The organism is Clostridioides sp. ES-S-0005-03 (assembly GCF_020658455.1).
Classification (GTDB): Bacteria; Bacillota; Clostridia; order Peptostreptococcales; family Peptostreptococcaceae; genus Clostridioides.
On the sequence record NZ_JACVWI010000003.1, the window covers coordinates 356239 to 374759 of the forward strand.

18 protein-coding genes are annotated in these 18521 nt (G+C 28.4%); 16 read left to right on the forward strand and 2 right to left on the reverse strand.

Translation table 11 applies throughout. From position 1 onward, the window contains the following. Window positions 1-56: 56 nt before the first annotated feature. The gene (locus IC218_RS14335) at window positions 57-1433 is read left to right on the forward strand and encodes a sigma-54 interaction domain-containing protein (protein ID WP_227433371.1); all 1377 of its coding nucleotides are present in this window, start codon (window positions 57-59) and stop codon (window positions 1431-1433) included. A 162-nt stretch (window positions 1434-1595) separates the two neighbouring features. On the opposite strand, the gene IC218_RS14340 is transcribed toward IC218_RS14335, so the two are convergent. Continuing rightward, on the reverse strand, window positions 1596-1940 hold the full coding sequence (locus tag IC218_RS14340; protein ID WP_227433370.1) for a hypothetical protein: 345 nt from the start codon (window positions 1938-1940) through the stop codon (window positions 1596-1598). A gap of 512 nt (window positions 1941-2452) precedes the next feature. Here IC218_RS14340 and IC218_RS14345 point away from each other — a divergent pair. The 13 genes from IC218_RS14345 (at window position 2453) to IC218_RS14400 (ending at window position 13471) form a co-directional block, all read left to right on the forward strand. Further along, complete coding sequence (locus IC218_RS14345; protein ID WP_227433369.1) at window positions 2453-3463, forward strand: DUF4116 domain-containing protein; 1011 nt, start codon at window positions 2453-2455, stop codon at window positions 3461-3463. Window positions 3464-3577: 114 nt separating this feature from the next. Continuing rightward, entirely contained in the window at window positions 3578-4066 is a 489-nt protein-coding gene (locus IC218_RS14350; RefSeq protein WP_227433368.1) for a flavodoxin family protein, read from the forward strand. A 189-nt stretch (window positions 4067-4255) separates the two neighbouring features. Continuing rightward, window positions 4256-6184 (forward strand): EAL domain-containing protein, encoded by a 1929-nt coding sequence (locus tag IC218_RS14355; protein ID WP_227433367.1) that lies wholly within the window; start codon window positions 4256-4258, stop codon window positions 6182-6184. 205 nt (window positions 6185-6389) lie between these two features. Beyond that, window positions 6390-6800 carry a universal stress protein gene (locus tag IC218_RS14360; RefSeq protein WP_227433366.1) on the forward strand — a complete coding sequence of 137 codons (411 nt, stop codon included), beginning with the start codon at window positions 6390-6392 and terminating at the stop codon, window positions 6798-6800. A 21-nt stretch (window positions 6801-6821) separates the two neighbouring features. Next, window positions 6822-7124 (forward strand): PTS sugar transporter subunit IIBC, encoded by a 303-nt coding sequence (locus IC218_RS14365; protein WP_227433365.1) that lies wholly within the window; start codon window positions 6822-6824, stop codon window positions 7122-7124. A 183-nt stretch (window positions 7125-7307) separates the two neighbouring features. Next, window positions 7308-7472 carry a [Fe-Fe] hydrogenase large subunit C-terminal domain-containing protein gene (locus tag IC218_RS14370; protein ID WP_413926625.1) on the forward strand — a complete coding sequence of 55 codons (165 nt, stop codon included), beginning with the start codon at window positions 7308-7310 and terminating at the stop codon, window positions 7470-7472. Continuing rightward, complete coding sequence (locus tag IC218_RS22245; RefSeq protein ID WP_413926929.1) at window positions 7427-7567, forward strand: [Fe-Fe] hydrogenase large subunit C-terminal domain-containing protein; 141 nt, start codon at window positions 7427-7429, stop codon at window positions 7565-7567. The genes IC218_RS14370 and IC218_RS22245 overlap by 46 nt, the downstream gene beginning before the upstream one ends. Before the next feature lie 107 nt (window positions 7568-7674). After that, window positions 7675-8211: a rubrerythrin gene (gene rbr, locus IC218_RS14375; RefSeq protein WP_227433364.1), complete on the forward strand. Its 537-nt coding sequence runs from the start codon at window positions 7675-7677 to the stop codon at window positions 8209-8211. A 31-nt stretch (window positions 8212-8242) separates the two neighbouring features. Continuing rightward, on the forward strand, window positions 8243-8632 hold the full coding sequence (locus IC218_RS14380) for a Fur family transcriptional regulator (RefSeq protein ID WP_227433363.1): 390 nt from the start codon (window positions 8243-8245) through the stop codon (window positions 8630-8632). Window positions 8633-8669: 37 nt separating this feature from the next. After that, window positions 8670-9056, forward strand: a complete 387-nt coding sequence (locus tag IC218_RS14385; protein ID WP_227433362.1) for a desulfoferrodoxin family protein — start codon at window positions 8670-8672, stop codon at window positions 9054-9056. Between the two features lie 133 nt (window positions 9057-9189). Beyond that, window positions 9190-10641, forward strand: a complete 1452-nt coding sequence (locus IC218_RS14390) for a glutamate synthase-related protein (RefSeq protein ID WP_227433361.1) — start codon at window positions 9190-9192, stop codon at window positions 10639-10641. Window positions 10642-10818: 177 nt separating this feature from the next. After that, window positions 10819-11634 carry an MBL fold metallo-hydrolase gene (locus IC218_RS14395; RefSeq protein ID WP_227824745.1) on the forward strand — a complete coding sequence of 272 codons (816 nt, stop codon included), beginning with the start codon at window positions 10819-10821 and terminating at the stop codon, window positions 11632-11634. Window positions 11635-12280: 646 nt separating this feature from the next. Further along, window positions 12281-13471, forward strand: a complete 1191-nt coding sequence (locus IC218_RS14400; protein WP_227482974.1) for a hypothetical protein — start codon at window positions 12281-12283, stop codon at window positions 13469-13471. Between the two features lie 294 nt (window positions 13472-13765). Here the strand turns inward: IC218_RS14400 and IC218_RS14405 are convergent, their stop codons facing one another. Beyond that, a complete protein-coding gene (locus IC218_RS14405; RefSeq protein ID WP_227863168.1) occupies window positions 13766-14893 on the reverse strand; it encodes a DEAD/DEAH box helicase in 1128 nt (375 codons plus the stop codon). A 466-nt stretch (window positions 14894-15359) separates the two neighbouring features. Between IC218_RS14405 and nifV the strand changes: the two genes are divergently transcribed. Then, window positions 15360-16553, forward strand: a complete 1194-nt coding sequence (nifV, locus tag IC218_RS14410; RefSeq protein ID WP_227433357.1) for a homocitrate synthase — start codon at window positions 15360-15362, stop codon at window positions 16551-16553. 24 nt (window positions 16554-16577) lie between these two features. Next, window positions 16578-18503 (forward strand): aconitate hydratase, encoded by a 1926-nt coding sequence (locus IC218_RS14415; RefSeq protein ID WP_227824746.1) that lies wholly within the window; start codon window positions 16578-16580, stop codon window positions 18501-18503. Window positions 18504-18521: the final 18 nt, after the last annotated feature.

The window sequence follows — 18521 nt, forward strand, 5'->3', positions numbered from 1 at the left end:
TATTGTATTGTAAGACTTATTATTTTTGCTGAAGGTTATAGTGGAGGGATGAAACAATGAAAGAGCACTGGTATAAGGATATATTTGCAAGAGTATTATCCATGACTGATGATGGTTTTATTGTTGTAAATAAAGATGGAGTAATCATAGATATTAACGATAAATATTGTGACTTCTTAGGGAAAGAAAGAGACGATATAATAGGACACAATATACAAAGTATTATACCAAATACAAAAATGTTAGATATTATGAGAGATAAATATTGTGAAGAAGGAGCTATACACCATTACTCAGGTGGAAAAACAAAAGAAAAAAGTGTAATAGTAAGTAGGTCTTATGTGGAGAATGATAATGGAGAAGTAGTTGCAGGGGTAGCTCAAGTTAAATTTAGATTACAATCCTTTGATGTAGCTAAAAAGTTAATGTCAGAATATATGGAACTCCAATATTATAAAGAACAGTTCAAGGATAAATGTAGTTTTGACAAGCTCATAGGTGAAAATAGAGATTTCATAGAACTTAAGAAAACAGGTATGAAAGCTTCTAAAACGAACTTCTCAGTGCTTTTAACAGGTGAAACAGGTACAGGTAAAGAAGTCTTTGCTAGAGCAATTCACAATAATAGCAGTAGAGCAGACAAGCCTATGGTTAGTATAAACTGTGCTGCAATACCAGAAGAACTATTAGAATCAGAGCTATTTGGGTATGACGAAGGAGCTTTTACAGGAGCAAAAAAAGGAGGCAAAAAAGGTAAGTTTTTAGTTGCAAATAATGGCACAATCTTCTTAGATGAAATAGGTGACATGCCTTTGACCATGCAAGCAAAACTTTTAAGAGTTCTTCAGGAAAGTGAAATAGAACCAGTTGGAGGTCTTAAAACTATAAAAATAGATGTAAGAGTAATCTCTGCTACAAGAAAGAATTTAAGTAAAATGGTTGAAGAGGGATTATTTAGAGAAGATTTATACTATAGGTTAAATGTAATAAATATTCATATGATGGAATTAAAGGACAGACAAGATGATATTTTATTGTTAGCAAATTATATACTAAATAAATTAAATGTTGAATATAAGGAATTGAAGGTTTTAAGTGATAAAGTTAAAAATTGTTTTATTAACTATATTTGGCCAGGAAATATAAGAGAACTGCAAAATGTAATAAAAAGTGCTTATGCTGTAAGTGATGATATGGTCATTATGATGTGTGACCTTCCATCTAAAATGGATAATATAAGCAGAGTAGCTCAATGTAATGTGGATAGTAATTGCTCAATTCATGAAATGGTTGAAAATTATGAGAAGAGTTTAATTATTGATGTGTTAAGGAAGTACAATTGGAAATGTTCCAAGGCAGCAGAGGTTATGGGAATACACAAAAGTCTTTTGTATAAGAAAATAAAAAAGTATGAAATTGAATTAAACAATTAAGATGACTTGAATTAAGATTAAGGCACACAAAAAATCACCCTTATACAGTGAACCATACCCACTGTTTTAACTGTACAAAACAGTGGGTATAGTTCAAAATTAGAGTGATTTTTACTTTATTTAATATTTATAAAAAATGTTTTAAAATATTTATCTTATTATTTAATCATAATTTTCCACTTCTTTATCAAGTTCTTTTCCACAAGAATCACATTTATATATAGCATTATATCCGTAATCATATTCATCAACTATTTTCTTTTGTCTAAATACACCACCACAATCACATAAAAAACCGTTTTTTATAAGAGTAACAATAAATTGTGATTTTATAAATTTTATATCATTACATTTATCATTAGTGTAAAAATTATAAATATAAGAGTTGTCACATTCATCTCTCAATTCAAATTTTTCAATATATGTGTTGTTTTTTAACTCCTCAAATTCTTCTTTAGTTAAGTATGACTTTTGTTGCAATTCGTGTAAGCGCTTAATTTGGTCCATAATTTATATCCTCCTAATAATTTTAGTATTTTAAGCTTAGATAAGGACTCTAAGTTTTATTAAATTTATCTCAAGGAATTATTTAAATTATATTTAGTTTTATTTAATTACAACATAAATAAATTAGCTATAAATAAAAACTAATTTTAAAAATAATTTCCTATGAAAATCTAAATTACTAACCCCTTACTAACCCGAAAAACTAAAAAAGAAAATAAAAAATATATCCAATCTAAATGATATATAAATAAAGATGATATATAAATAAAGGTATTTTATATAAATTTAACTTTAAATATCTCAACTGTAATATATAAAAATATATTATAGTTAAAATATACCACATATTTTGGGTATTGTATACTGGAATTAAAGCAATTAATTTATTTTTTAACACACAAATGATTTTATAAAAAAAAACAAGACTGAAAAATTCTTATATTATTTGATAAAATAAAAATGATAGTAAATTTATTGAATTTTATAAAATTTATAAGGAGTGAACTTAAAATATGCAAGAGAATAAAAATGATATATTTGAATCAATAGATAATGATGACTTTGACAATAAAACAGAAGATGAGTATTTAGAAATAGTAAAGCAAAATGGATTAAATTTAATATACATAAAAAATCAAACAGAAAAGATATGTCTGGAGGCTGTTAAACAAAATTGTAATGCAATAAAGTGTGTTGATAATCAAACAGAAAAAATATGTATAGAAGCAGTCAAGCAAGATTGGAGAATGTTAGAATTTGTTGAAGATCCAACAGAAGAAATATGTATGTTAGCACTTAGTCAAGATGGAACAGCATTAAAATATATAGAAAATCAGACAGAAGAATTATGTTTAAGAGCTGTTGAAAAAAATGGCACAGCTTTAGCATTTGTAAAAGAGCAAACAGAAGAAATATGTATAGAAGCAGTTAGAAATAGTGAATTTGGATTAGCAAGGGTAAAAAATCAAACAGATAAAATATGTATGGAAGCAGTTAAACAATGTAGTTATAACCTAAAATGGGTGGAAAATCAGACAGAAGAAATATGTATGGAAGCAGTAAGACAAAATGGGCTTGATTTGAAGTTTGTAAAAAATCAGACAGAAACAATATGTCTAAGAGCAGTAAGACAAAACGGTATGGCTTTAGAGTTTGTAAAGGAACAGACTGTTGGAATATGCTTGAAAGCAGTGAGACAATATGGAATGGCTCTAAAATTTGTGAAAGAACAAACAGAAGAAATTTGCACAGAGGCTGTTAAACAAGATAAAAGAGCTCTTAGTTTTGTCAAAGGAGATAAAGAAAAATATAAAGTTTTATGCGATGGCAATGAGCCATTTGCAAAAAGATACGTTAGAAATGTAATAGAAAAAGAAAATAGAGCTTTGATTAAAAAAGGAGAAGAAAATGCAAAAATCAAAATTGCAGGAAAACTTCATGATAGAGGCATGTCTTTTGAAGATATATCAGATATAGTTGAGATTGAAATAAATAAGTTAAAGGTGAGTTTGGGGATTTTTTAATATAAAATAGTTAATTAAATAATAATTGGATAGTTCTTTGTAGGATAGTAAAATAAGTGCTATAATTTGACATATAATAAATTATTTTTATTACACATTAAGGAGGGATTGAAATTGAAAATTACAATATTGTATCAAACAAGAAGTGGAAACACAGAAAGGGTAGCTAAGTTAATAGAAGATGGTGCTAAAAAGGTAGACGGAATAGAAGTTAGACTTATGAGATTAGATAGTATTGATACAGAGTATTTAAATGAAAGTAAAGCAGTAATATTTGGAACACCAACATATTTAGCTAATACAACTTGGGAAGTAAAAAAATGGTTTGATGAGGATTCAAAAAAGATAAATCTAGCTGGCAAGTTGGGAGCAGTTTTTGCTACATGTGACTATGTCTGTGGAGGTCCTGATGTAGCAATTCTTACTATAGTAGGGCATTTAATGGTTAAGGGAATGCTTGTGTACTCTGGAGGTGGCTCTTTAGGAAAACCATTTATACATTTAGGACATGTACATTCAATTGAAGGACCAGAAATACAAGACGAAAAAGCTGTAATATTTGGAGAAAGAATTGCTACAAAAGCAAAAGAATTATTTGCTTAATTTCTATATACATAACAATGCTTGAAATAAGTTTAATGTTTTAATGGGGATTTAAGGTAAAAATTGTATACAAATAAAAATTTTCCATAAAATTACTCAATATGCTATCAATATGAATTATAATATGATTGTAAACATATTATATTAAATAAAATAGATAAAATTAAACGATAATAGTGAGGTAAGTTTATGGTATGGCATATAGAATATGAAATTTTTTCTGCAATTATAGTTATTTTTTTGATGGTATACTTTTTTAAAAGTAAATTTATACCTACTTTACAAAATAAAATATATTGTGCACTTTTAATTTGTTCATTTTTATTCATAATTTCAAATGTTTTAGGCTCACTTTGTCTAAATAATATAGACAAACTTCCGATTTTTTTAACTGCTTCATTGAATCAAATATATTTATTTTTATTGCCAATACCAGCGGCTCTTGTATTATTTTATGTCATGGCTATTATTTATCAAGATATTAGATATATGAAAAAAAAGCTTTTATTTTTATCTATACCACTTATAATTTGTATGATTCTATCTATAACTAATCCTTTTACACACATTTTATTTGGACTGTCAAAAGAAACAGGTTATGTACGTGGTTATGGATATGCTGCAACTTTTTTATCATTTTTCTTTTATGCAATATATTCGGCATTTTTATCTTTTAAATACAAAAAAGCAATGCATGAATCTAAAATATGGGCTATTAGAGGTTTTCTCATAGTTTCAATTATAGCAATTATTTTGCAGGCAATTTTTTTACAGTATCTTCTTACAGGAACAGCATGTGCATGTAGTTTGCTCTTGACATATCTCTCCATGCAGAATAGAGGTCTTATCATTGATGACCTTACTGGTGTACTTAATAGACAATCCTTTATTCAAGAACTAGATTTAAATATAAATACTGAACAATCAGGATTTATCATTACAATTGCTCTTGATGATTTCAAATTTATGAATGAAACTTTTGGAACTAAAAATGGAGATATTGCATTAAAAGAGGTTGGTAAATATTTGATTCATATTCATGATGTAAATCATGTGTATAGAATAGGAGGAGATATATTTTCTATTGTTGTTAATAGCCAGTTAGGTATATCTCCAGAGAAAATTACTAAACAGATAGAAGAAAGATTTAAAAAAGCATGGCTAATAGAAGAGATAAGTTTTAACTTATCAACTAGTATTGCAGTTGTTTCTTTTCCAGAAAATGCTGAAACGACAGAAGATGTTATAGTTGCAATTGATTTCTCTATACATGAAGCAAAACGCTCTGAATCAAGACAAGTTATTTATGCAGATGCATCTATAAGTGAAAAGATAAAGAAAAAACATATAATAAAAAATTGTTTGAAAGAAGCTCTAGAAAATGATGGCTTTGATGTATATTATCAGCCTATATTTTCTACTAGTAAAGATAGATTTGCTTTAGCAGAGGCTTTGATTAGGCTAGAACATAAAGAGTTAGGGTTTATACCACCAGATGAATTTATACCAATTGCAGAGCAGACAGGTCTTATTAATTCAATTGGGTTAGTGGTTTTTGAGAAGGTGTGTAAATTTATAGCTAGTGATGATTTTGAAGATTTAAAGTTAGATACCATAGCTGTCAATCTTTCTGTAGTACAATGCATGCAAAAGAATTTAGCTGATGATTTGTTTGATATTATGAAAAAATACAAAGTGTCACCAAATAAATTTAAACTTGAAATTACAGAAACTGTGGCATCAGGTTCATTTAATATAATTAGAGAGACAATGGAAAAATTAATTACTTTAGGGGTTAAATTTGCACTTGACGATTTTGGGATAGGTTATTCTGGAGTTACTAATATGCTTTCCTTACCATTTTCAGTAATTAAGTTAGATAAGAGTCTGATTTGGTCTATGAATGAAGATAGTAAGCATAAACTCACAGTTGAAACTATTATATCTCTTATAAATAAATTAAATATGAAAGCTGTAGCAGAAGGTGTTGAAACCATTGAATACGCTAAAGATTTAAAGTCTATGAATTGTGAATATTTACAAGGGTATTATTTTTCTAAACCTGTTCCAGAGGAAATTTTAAGGGATTTATTGAGAGAAAATGCTTTTACAGTTTAATACCCTTTATTTTTTTAATTACAATTTTGTTCATTGACACTATTAGCTAAATATTATAAAATTAACACAATAATAAATATTAAAATTATTATATATATTATTAATATTTAATATTAATTCCTAGAGTAAAGATTTATTATATATTTTTATAGCTTAAAATATATATTTTACTTAATTATTCTAACGTAAGAAAGGAAGATGTGACATGAATAAAAAGAAAATATTAGTACCAATTGATGGAACAGAAAGAAGTATGCATTCTTTGGAATTTATACAAGGAATATTCAAAAAAGATGAAGTCGAAGTGGAAATAATGAATGTAAAAGAACTAGTATTTATTGATGGCATATCCCTAGCTGAAGAGATAAAGAATTCTGAGAACTTAGGAAGACGAATCCTGGACAGAGCAGCAGAGATAATGGGAGAGTATGATGTTAAAGTTCATTTTACTTTTGGTTATCCAGGAGATGAAATAATTAGAAAAGCAAAAGAAGATAATGTAGATATTATAGTTATGACAAAATCTACTAAAAAAGGTCTAACACGAATGATAGGTTCAGTAACAGCAAGTGTAGTTAAACAAGCAAAGTGTATAGTAATGATTGTACCGGAGTAGAATTAGTGAGGTATCTGAAATATGAATAAAAAAATAGCAGCAGTTTGTGAAAGTGAAAAAAGTTCAAATTCTCTTAAAGAAGCTGCAAATATTTTAGGGTTTGACTTAGTTTATGAAATTCAAAACGATGGAAGTATAAAAAATGAACTTTCTATGTATGATATAGAAGATGCATCTATAGTGTTATTTGTTACAAGTGATTCTATAGAGGGTATAGAAAAGATTGATAGATTTATAGATAGGGAGTTTTATGAGGTCGAACCAAAATATATAATAAGTGATGCAAAATCTATAGTAAATGAAATTTTAATAGATTTAAATTAATCTTAAAAATATAGGAAAAGCTTCAAGTAAATAGTATTTACTTGAAGCTTTTTTAATATTGAGGATTAAATTATATTTGTTATTAGACAATATTTAGATGAAACACTCATTTACTGAAGTTAGAATTCCTATTGAAAAGGACAATCTTGCAATACTTAGGGATGAATATATGTTGAAGAAAAGATGGTTTCTGCTTTAAGAAAATTAGGGGCAGATTATGTATTTGATACTACATTTTCAGCTGATTTAACCATTATGGAAGAAGCATCTGAATTAATAGAGCTTATAACAAAGAATGATAAATCACTAAATTTACAAGTTGCTGTCCAGTTTGGGTTAAGTTTGTAGAAACATTTTATCCAGAACTGATACCAAATTTATATCCAGAATATAATTCTAAAAATTATATGTTAAATAATATATTAGAAAATGAGAATATTTAAATAAAAAAAATAATATTATATATAGTTGACAAAATGTGGAAATTAATATACTATATAAATATAGAAATAGTAATCATTACTATTATTAAAAAGGGGAGGAATTAATTATGAACTTAAAAGGAACTAAAACAGAAAAGAATTTAATGGCAGGATTTGCAGGGGAATCAGAAGCAAGAAATAAATATACATACTATGCATCAAAAGCTAAAAAAGAAGGTTACAATCAAATAGCTGCTATATTTGAGGAAACTGCTAACAATGAAAAAGAACATGCAAAACTATGGTTTAAACTTTTACATGATGGAATGCCTTCAACAGAAGAAAATTTAAAAGATGCAGCAGCAGGTGAAAATTATGAGTGGACTGACATGTATGCAACATTTGCTAAAGAAGCTAGAGAAGAAGGATTTGACAAAATAGCTTATTTATTTGAAGCTGTTGGAAGAATAGAAAAAGAACATGAAGAAAGATACTTAAAACTTTTAGAAAACCTAAATGAAGGAAAAATATTTAAAAGAGAAGAAGAAGTTGTTTGGCAATGTCAAAACTGTGGTCATGTGTATGTAGGTACTGAAGCACCAGAAAAATGCCCTGTATGTGACCATCCAAAAGCTTATTTCAATATAAAAGCTGAAAACTATTAAAAATTATTATAATTAAAAAGGAATGTTAACTATGAAATTTTCTAAACAAAGAGAACTGATTTTAAATGAAATATTAAATAATCCAGTTCATCCTACTGCTGATTGTTTGTATGAAAGTCTAAAAAAAGATAATCCGAGCTTAAGCTTAGGGACTGTGTATAGAAATTTAGCTCAGCTAACAGAACATGGTTTTATAAAAAAAGTTAGTATTCCAGGAAATCCAGATAGATTTGATGGTAGAATAGAAAATCACTATCATATTATATGTGAAGTATGTGGAGAGGTGTACGATTTAGAATCTGAAATTCTTAGCAATTTAAAAGAATCAATATCAGAAGAAACAGACATAAAAATAACATCTTATAACATAAGTTTTAAAGGGATTTGTAATAATTGTAGAAAGTGTAGTCAAGTAGGTTAACTTTTCAAATTCTAAAAATAATTAATGAGGTGAGTTTATGTGTAGTGAAAAAAGATTTTTTATATGTGAGACTTGTGGTAATCTTATAGGGATGATACACAGTGCAGGTGTTCCTGTTTTCTGTTGTGGAAAGCCTATGAAAGAGCTTGTTCCTAATACAACAGATGCAGCAGTTGAAAAACATGTGCCTGTGATTGAAGTAGATGGAAATAATGTTACTGTTAAAGTGAGTAGTGTTGCTCATCCAATGACTAAAGAACATCATATAGCATGGGTGTATCTTATGACTGAACAAGGTGGTCAACGTAAATGTCTAGCAGTAGATGGAGAACCTGTAGTTAAATTTGCTTTGAATGATGACGATAAAGTAATATCTGCATATGCTTATTGTAATTTACATGGATTATGGAAAGCTGAATTGTAATATTTAAATAAACTGAATTAAAAAGGAGGCTAAAAAATAGAAATTTATTTCTATAAAAATAGCCTCCTATAAATTTATATAATCTCAAATCTTAATTTATTTTGAGATTAATAGCGTATAAGGAGAAAATAATATGTCAATTTATAAATGTAGTGTTTGTGGATATATTTATGATGAATCTAAAAATGATAAAACATGGGATGAGTTAAGTGAAGACTGGACATGTCCTGTATGTACAAAGGGTCGTAGTTATTTTGGAAAAATAAGTACAGTGTATTTTGAAGGTGAAGAAAAGAAAGAAAATAAAATAGAAGCATCTGTTCAAGAAAAATCTGATGTGAGTAGTGAAAAAACAGGCGATTTAAATTATTTAAATACATATTTAAGAAGAGATGATGAAGTTGAACAACATATGGATATAATTCATGAAATGGCTGTTACAGGAAAGTCTATAATAGAGCCTATGAAAACTAAACTACCAGTAATTTCTTGGGATGATATTTTAATTATGGGAGCTCAATTAAATCCATTACCGCTAAATGAACATGATGAAGTAAATACAACAACGATAATAGGAAAAAAAGCAAAAAAGCCTATGGTAATAGAAAATCCAGTTTATATTTCTCACATGTCATTTGGTGCTTTGTCTAAAGAGTTAAAAATAGCTTTAGCAAAAGGTGCAGCTAAAAATAAAACAGCTATGTGTAGTGGCGAAGGTGGTATATTACCAGAAGAAAAGGAAGCTTCATATAAGTATATTTTTGAATATGTACCAAACAAATATAGTGTAACTGAAGAAAATCTTAAAAATTCTGATGCTATAGAGATAAAAATTGGTCAGGGAACAAAGCCTGGAATGGGAGGGCATCTTCCTGGTGAAAAAGTAACTGAAGAAATTGCAAAAGTTAGAAATAAACCTGTGGGGCAAGATGTTATAAGCCCATCTTGTTTTGAAGAAATACAATCAAAAGAAGACTTAAAGAAACTTGTAGATGAACTTAGAGAAGTTTCAGAAGGACGTCCAATTGGTATTAAAATTTCAGCAGGGCACATTGAGAGAGATATGGAATTTATAGCTTATGCTAAACCTGATTTTATGACTATTGATGGACGTGGTGGAGCTACTGGAGCAAGTCCAAAGTTACTTAAGGATGCAACTTCAGTTCCAACAATATTTGCTCTTTATCGTGCTAGAAAATACATAGATACACATGGATTAGATATAGATTTAGTTATAACAGGTGGGCTTCGTATATCTACTGACTTTGCTAAGGCTATAGCTATGGGAGCTGATGCAATTGCTATTGCTAGTTCTGCACTTATGGCAGCAGCGTGTCAACAATATCGTATATGTGGTTCTGGTAAGTGTCCTGTAGGAGTAGCTACTCAAGATGAGGAGTTAAGAAAAAGATTACATATAGAAAATAGTGCAAATAGAGTGGCAAATTTCTTAAATGTTAGTCTAGAAGAACTTAAGACTTTTGCTAGAATTTCTGGTCATAAAGATATACATGATTTGAGCGTTGATGATTTATATACAGTTAACTCTGAAATATCAAATTATACGAATATACAACATGTATAAATTTTATAAAGAAAACTATTTAAAAATATGAGTTTATAAAAGAAAATAGATTTTATAAAAAGAGAATTTTATATTATAGAATTCTCTTTTTTAATGTGAAAATTGGAGAGATTAAATTGTAAAATACCTTGTAATATCGTACTATTAAACTAAACAACAATTTAAGGAGTGATTAGTATGGAAAAAATGCAGATACAAGTTCTCGTTGATAATAATACATATATTGATAGATACTTTGTTGGAGAACCAGCAGTTAGTTACTATATTGAAATTGATGGAAATAGAATTTTATTTGATGCAGGATATTCAGAAATATTTATATCAAATGCTGAAAAAATGGATATAGATTTAGGTGACTTGACTCATATTATTTTTTCTCATGGACATAATGACCATACAAGGGGTATTCAATTTTTAGAAAATAAATATGATTTATCTAAAGTTAAACTTATAGCACACCCTAATTGTTTTGAACCTAAAAAATGTGGGGAGGATAATATAGGAGCACCATTTTCTATTGAGAAAGTTAGAAATACTTTTATGTATGAACCAACTAACAAACCTTTTAAGATAAGTGAAAATTGTATATTCTTAGGAGAGATTCCATCTGTAAATAATTTTGAAAAAAGAGCTAAAATAGGAAAATATAAATCAGAAGATTTATGGGAGGATGATTATGTTTTAGATGATTCAGCTATAGCATGTAAGACCGATAAAGGTGTTTTTATTGTTACAGGATGTTCTCATAGTGGAATTTGTAATATAGTGGAGTATGCCAAAAAATTATGTGGTGATGATAGAATTGCTGGAATCTTGGGTGGTTTTCATCTTTTTGAATTGGATGATAGACTAGATAGTACTATTCAATATTTAAAAAAAGAAGAAATAAAAATGTTGTATCCTTGTCACTGTGTTTCTTTTAAGGTAAAAGCCAAGATGAATGAAATGTTAAATGTAAATGAAGTTGGAGTAGGATTAACCATAAATATATAGTATATTAATAATGAGTTTGGAAAAATAAATTTTATTTAAAAAAATTAAGGGAATTAACAACAACTACAGGTGTATAAATTAAAAGCAAAAAGATACTTTCTAAAAGAAAGTATCTTTTTTATATTATGTATTTATTTTAAGATAAATAGAAATGTATAGTATTAATTTGTTGAAAGAAGAGTTATTTTTAATTATTTAGTATTTTCATTAGTAGATAATTATATCATGTATTAATAATAATGATATAAGAGAAATAAATTAAATTAGTTTATCTAAATACAATATTATTTTAAATATAAATTTATTTTTATATATAAATCTTAATGATTTCAATAAGAACGCAAATACAGTAATAAATAATTATGACCATTATAGGTATGTTAAGTATTTTCTAATTATAGAAATTGATTTGTAAAAAATTTAACACTGTAAAAACGATTTCATATAAAATAACAGGATATAAAAATATTATTAATTCATAATAATAAAATAAATATATAAAATTTACCTAATTAGAAATAAAAAAATTAAAATTGTAAATTTTTAGAAAAATTACGGTTGAATTAACTTGACAAAAATGTTATTCTTTTGTCAAATGTATGTTAAATTATAAATTTTTACTATTATTTCTAGAGGGGATGATTTTATGCAAAAAAATGTAAAAAAAGCAAAAGCAACAGGCTCTATTCTAGCTATATTTGGAGTTGCAAGTGTTCTTTTTAGTTCGCATGCAGGTGGAGGGTTTGCTACAGGTAATCAAGAAACACAGTATTATGTGCAATATGGATGGATTGCACCACTCATGGCAATTTTAGCAATGATTATACTTACTGCCACTATGAGAGAAGTTATTATAATGTATAATAATAATAATTGTAAGAATTATAAGGACTTATTTTGTGAACTTTGGAATCCATATCCAAAGCTTGAAATAATATGGGAGATATATTATTATTTAATGGTTTTAATAGCTGTAAGTGCTGTTATAGCAGGTGCAGCAGCAGTTTTCCAAAGTATAGGAATTAATTATTTTATAGCTGTCTTTATTATCGGAATTGTACTTCTTGTTTTTACTATATTTGGAGCTATGCTTGTATCTAAAGCAGCAACAGCAATGACAATAGCTATATTAGTATGTACTCTTACTATTTTCATAGTGGGTATAAAAGCTAAGGTACCAGAAATATCTGAAATATTTTCAAATAAAACGAGCTTCACACCTGGATACTTTAAGCCAATACTTAATACTCTTATTTATGCAGGATTCCAATCAGTTGTTATACCTACACTTGCAAGCTGTTCAAGACCACTTCTTAAAAATTCCAAAGAAGCTACTAAAGCAATGCTAGTTTCATTTGTTATGAATGCAGTTGCGTTGGGGCTTGCTGTAACTATGTTAATGGGATGGTATAGAGAATTTACTGCTGCTGGGCAAACAACTCTTCCTACTCTTTATGTTGCAGGTCAATCTGGAAATAACACTATATACATAATTTATAATGTAGCACTATTCCTTTGTTTGATGTCTACAGGAGTAACTACAATATTTGGTCTTGTAAATAGATTTGAAGACCATAAAGCACTTTCTTTCCTTTCTTCAAAAATGAAAAGAAGAGTATTTACAGCATGTGCAATAATGGTAGTATCAATGCTTATATCTTTGACAGGGTTAAGTAACATAGTTAAGTATGGATATGGGTATTGTGGCTATCTTGGTCTATTCACTATAGTTATACCTTTTCTAACATTAGGTCACTATAAGAATAAGAAATTTGCCAAAGAACATCCAGAGGCTAAGTGGCCAGCTGATTTAGATGAGAATGTTGAGAATTTATAGTATAAATTAGTAGTTTAAGTATAAAAAGATGGTCTAGAAAAGATTCATTAATGATGATTTAAGTGAAAAATTAATATAATATTAATAGCAGAAAAAATTTAAAATGATGTTAACAATATTATTAAAATGAAATGATATGAAAATAAAGTAAAATATAAAAATGTATGTGAATTTATCTAGGATAAGTACGCATACATTTTTATTTATGACTTTATTCAATTTTTATTTATACTGTCTTTATTTATACAATAAATATTGAAAATATGTTTTATTATTTGATAGTTGCCTTATATATTATAATTCTATAATTCTTCTATTAATTTTAGATTCTATAGCTGTTTCAATTTCACTTAACATTCTCTCATTTTTAGGGTCAATAAAAGCACAAGTATAACCCTGTTCTCCAGCTCTACCAGTTCTACCAATACGATGAATATAGTCTTCAGGCGTTTCTGGTAAATCGTAATTATATATGTGACTTACTCCAGATATATCAAGACCTCGAGAAGCTACATCTGTGGCTATTAAATATTGTATTTCTAAATTTCTAAATGATTTCATTATTCTTTCTCGCTTTGATTGTGCAATATCACTATGCAACTTTTGACAATTATATCCTCGTATAGCAAGAGCCTCTTCAAGGTTGTCAACTCTTCTTTTAGTTCTACAGAATATTATAGCCATAAAAGGATTGTCTTCATTTAAAACACTGCATAAAGCATCTAATTTCTTTCTATCTGTAGTTTCTACTACTTCCTGCTTTATATTAGTAAGAGTAATTTCTTCTTTTTCAATAGAAACAACAACAGGATTTTTTGTATATCTATAAGCTAATTTTTTAACTTGAGAATCCATAGTTGCAGAAAAGCATAATGTCTGTTTTTTATTTGAAGTTTCTTTTAAAATAGCTTCAACTTCATTTTTAAATCCCATAAGCAACATTTGGTCTGCTTCATCTAAAACAAAAGTTTTTAATTTGCTAAGGTCAATTGTTTTTCTATTTAAGTGGTCTAGAAGTCTACCTGGTGTAGCTATAATCATATGAATATTTCCTTTTAGTTTTTTTATCTGAGAACCAATGTCTTTTCCACCATAAGCTGCTAGAATATTTATATCCTTAGATTCTTTAAGTTTTATAGCTTCTTCTGTTATTTGAATAGCAAGTTCTCTAGTTGGAGACAGTACAAGTACTTGTATATCATCTACATCTAATGATATATTCTCAAATATCGGAAGCAGGAAAGCCAGTGTTTTACCTGTCCCAGTTTGCGCTTCGGCTATGACATCTTTTCCTGATTTTATTAAGGGGATACTTTCTTTTTGTATAGGTGTAGGTGTTGTTATTCCTGATGTTTTTATAATATTTATAGTATTTTCGCTAATTCCTAAGCTCTTAAAATCCATTATTATCTTACCTTTCATGAAAAATTTTCTATTTTATTAATCAATTAATAATATCATATTTGTAAGTATTTTTAGTAATTTTTTCGATTATTATTTATATAGTTTAAAAATATAGTGTATAACTCTTAAAATATAGTGTATAACTCTTAAAATATAGTGTAGATTAAATTAGATTTTAGCTAGAATTTTAGAGGTTTATTTTAAAAGGTTTTTTGAAAATAAATCTATTTATAAATTAAATTAAAATGCAAGAAAAACATAATAACTTTCATTTTTAAGAAGTTTTCACAAAAAGGAAAAAATATAGTGCAATAATTAATATAAAGTAATATAATAGATTACAAGATATGAAAAGCTAAAAAAATAAATTGCAAATGAAATTAAAATGAATAAAAAATAAAAAAATAATCAAAAGTTAGAGACATCACTGAAAGATAAGACCTAATATTATTAAAACTAAATGTATACTAAGGGGGGCATTAATATGTGCATTATATCAAAAGATAGAGCAAAGGAAATCAAAATAGTAGATACTACTTTAAGAGATGGGGAACAAACAGCTGGGGTTGTATTTGCGAATAGAGAAAAAATAATGATTGCTGAAATGTTAAGTGATTTAGGTGTTGACCAAATTGAAGTTGGTATACCTACTATGGGTGGAGACGAAAAAAATGTAATAAAGCACATATGTAATAGAAATTTAAAAGCAGATATAATGGCTTGGAATAGAGCAGTGATAAAAGATGTTGAAGAATCTATTTCTTGTGGTGTTGATGCAGTAGCCATATCAATATCAGTATCTGATATTCATATAGAAAATAAACTTAGAACTTCTAGAGGTTGGGTTTTAGAGAATATGGCTAAGACAGTTGAATTTGCAAAGAAAAACGGATTATATGTTTCAGTAAATGGAGAAGATGCTTCAAGAGCGGATATCGACTTCTTAACTGAGTTTATAAATGTTGGAAAGCAAGCAGGAGCAGATAGATTTAGATATTGTGATACAGTAGGAGTTATGAATCCTTTTTCTATAAAAAATGCAATAGAAACTCTTTACGAAAGAACTAATTTTGACATAGAAATGCATACACATAATGATTTTGGTATGGCAACTGCAAATGCACTTGCAGGATTAGCAGCAGGAGCAAATTATGTTGGAGTTACAGTTAATGGCTTAGGCGAAAGAGCTGGAAATGCAGCATTAGAAGAAGTTTTAATGGCACTTAAATGCATCTATAAATGTGATTTAAATAACGTAGATACTAGAAAATTTAGAGGAATATGTGAATATGTGTCACAAGCATCAGGAAGAATACTTCCTACATGGAAACCAGTAGTTGGAGATAATATGTTTATACATGAATCTGGTATACATGCTGATGGAGCATTAAAAGACCCACATAACTATGAACCATTTGACCCAAGTGAAGTAAATCTTGAAAGAAAAATAGTAATAGGAAAGCATTCAGGAAGAGCAGCAGTAATAAATAAATTGAGTGAATATGAAATGTATATTTCTCCAGAAAACGCTACCAAATTATTAAATGCAATAAGAGCTACATCTATAAGATTGAAAAGAAGTTTGATGGATAAAGAGATTCTTCAATTATATTGTGATATACTAGCACATGAAAAAGGTACAACAGAAGAAGAAGCAGTTAGAGGTTCATATATTTAAGATATAATTGTTTAGGAGGAAAGTATGGGAGATAATATAGTTTATAAAATAATCAAAAAACATATAGTGGATGGAGAGGCTGTTGCTGGCAATTCAATTGGGATAAAAATAGACCAGACTTTAACACAAGATTCCACTGGAACAATGACATATCTTCAATTAGAAGCTATGGGCATAGATAAAGTAAAAACAAAAAGAAGTGTTGCATTTGTAGACCATAATATGTTACAACAAGGATTTGAAAATGCAGATGACCATAAATATATACAAACAGTAGCTGACAAATACGGTGTTTATTTTTCTAAACCAGGAAATGGTATCTGCCATCAAGTATTTTTAGAAAGATTTTCAACACCAGGAGATACACTTTTGGGTTCTGATAGTCACACGCCTACTGCTGGTGGTGTTGGTATGATGGCTATTGGTGCTGGGGGATTGGATGTTGCTCTAGCTATGGCAGGAGGAGCATACTATATAAAAGCACCAATCGTCTGTAAGGTAAACTTAGTTGGAAAATTAAATAATATGGTATCTTCAAAAGATATAATATTAGAAGTGTTGAGAAAACAAACTGTAAAAGGTGGCGTAGGTAAAGTCTACGAATATGGAGGAGAAGGAGTTAAAAATCTATCTGTTCCACAAAGAGCCACAATAACAAACATGGGAGCTGAACTTGGAGCAACTACTTCAATATTCCCAAGTGATGAAAAAACATTAGAGTTTTTTAAGAGTCAAGGAAGAGAAGATGCATGGATGGAACTAAAACCTGATTCAGATGCAGTTTATGATGAAGAGATTACTATAAACTTAGATGAATTAAAACCATTAGCTGCAAAGCCTCATAGTCCAGATAATGTAGATGAAGTTGAAAATATAGGAAAGATAAAAATAGACCAAGTTGCGATAGGAAGCTGTACAAATTCTTCTTATGAAGACTTAATGAAAGTAGCTCAAATCTTAAAAGGAAACAAAGTTCATAAGAATGTAAGTTTGGTAATAGCACCAGGCTCAAGACAGGTTATGGAAATGATAGCTAGAAATGGAGCTTTAGGAGATATAATAAGTGCTGGAGCTAGAATATTAGAAAACTCTTGTGGGCCATGTATAGGTATGGGGCAATCTCCAGGAACTGATTCTGTATCCTTAAGAACTTTCAATAGAAACTTCTATGGAAGAAGTGGAACTCTATCAGCACAAGTATATTTAGTGAGCCCAGAAGTAGCAGTAGTAAGTGCTATAAAAGGAGAACTTACAGACCCAAGAGAATTTGATGTTAAATTTGAAAACTTAGATGTAAGTGAATTTTTAATAGATGATAGTATGATAATAAAGCCTTCTGATGTAGGAAGTGATGTAGAAGTAGTTAGAGGTCCTAATATAAAACCTTTCCCTCTTAACACAGAACTAAGTGAGTCTATAAGTGGAAACGTAATATTAAAGACAGAAGATAATATAACTACTGACCATATAATGCCATCAAATGCCAAGTTACTTCCTTTTAGAAGTAACATACCATATCTTGCAAACTATTGTTTTAATACTGTGGATACAGAGTTTCCTCAAAGAGCAAAAGATAATAATGGTGGATTTATAATTGGTGGAGACAACTATGGACAAGGTTCAAGCAGAGAACACGCTGCTTTAGCACCATTATATCTTGGTGTTAAAGGAGTAATAGTAAAAAGTTTTGCAAGAATACACAAAGCCAATTTAATAAACAGTGGAATAATTCCAATGGAGTTTTGTGATGAAAAAGATTATGAAAATTTATCTCTTTTAGATAATCTGGAAATACCAAATATTTTAGATAATTTAGATAGTGGTGTTTTAGAGGTTAAGAATATAAGTAAAGGAACTTCTTTCAAAGTTAAAGTAGAATTATCAGCAAAAGAAGTTGATGTATTAAAAGCAGGTGGAAAATTAAATTACACTAAGAATCAAGCTAATTAATATGAAAAGAGGGAATAT

Excerpts from the sequence above, each read along its gene's own strand:
- IC218_RS14335 (WP_227433371.1), top strand. The coding sequence starts at position 57 with ATGAAAGAGCACTGGTATAAGGATATATTTGCAAGAGTATTATCCATG.
- IC218_RS14340 (WP_227433370.1), bottom strand. The coding sequence starts at position 1,940 with ATGGACCAAATTAAGCGCTTACACGAATTGCAACAAAAGTCATACTTA.
- IC218_RS14345 (WP_227433369.1), top strand. The coding sequence starts at position 2,453 with ATGCAAGAGAATAAAAATGATATATTTGAATCAATAGATAATGATGAC.
- IC218_RS14355 (WP_227433367.1), top strand. The coding sequence starts at position 4,256 with ATGGTATGGCATATAGAATATGAAATTTTTTCTGCAATTATAGTTATT.
- IC218_RS14360 (WP_227433366.1), top strand. The coding sequence starts at position 6,390 with ATGAATAAAAAGAAAATATTAGTACCAATTGATGGAACAGAAAGAAGT.
- IC218_RS14365 (WP_227433365.1), top strand. The coding sequence starts at position 6,822 with ATGAATAAAAAAATAGCAGCAGTTTGTGAAAGTGAAAAAAGTTCAAAT.
- IC218_RS14370 (WP_413926625.1), top strand. The coding sequence starts at position 7,308 with ATGGTTTCTGCTTTAAGAAAATTAGGGGCAGATTATGTATTTGATACT.
- rbr (WP_227433364.1), top strand. The coding sequence starts at position 7,675 with ATGAACTTAAAAGGAACTAAAACAGAAAAGAATTTAATGGCAGGATTT.
- IC218_RS14380 (WP_227433363.1), top strand. The coding sequence starts at position 8,243 with ATGAAATTTTCTAAACAAAGAGAACTGATTTTAAATGAAATATTAAAT.
- IC218_RS14385 (WP_227433362.1), top strand. The coding sequence starts at position 8,670 with ATGTGTAGTGAAAAAAGATTTTTTATATGTGAGACTTGTGGTAATCTT.
- IC218_RS14390 (WP_227433361.1), top strand. The coding sequence starts at position 9,190 with ATGTCAATTTATAAATGTAGTGTTTGTGGATATATTTATGATGAATCT.
- IC218_RS14395 (WP_227824745.1), top strand. The coding sequence starts at position 10,819 with ATGGAAAAAATGCAGATACAAGTTCTCGTTGATAATAATACATATATT.
- IC218_RS14400 (WP_227482974.1), top strand. The coding sequence starts at position 12,281 with ATGCAAAAAAATGTAAAAAAAGCAAAAGCAACAGGCTCTATTCTAGCT.
- IC218_RS14405 (WP_227863168.1), bottom strand. The coding sequence starts at position 14,893 with ATGAAAGGTAAGATAATAATGGATTTTAAGAGCTTAGGAATTAGCGAA.
- nifV (WP_227433357.1), top strand. The coding sequence starts at position 15,360 with ATGTGCATTATATCAAAAGATAGAGCAAAGGAAATCAAAATAGTAGAT.
- IC218_RS14415 (WP_227824746.1), top strand. The coding sequence starts at position 16,578 with ATGGGAGATAATATAGTTTATAAAATAATCAAAAAACATATAGTGGAT.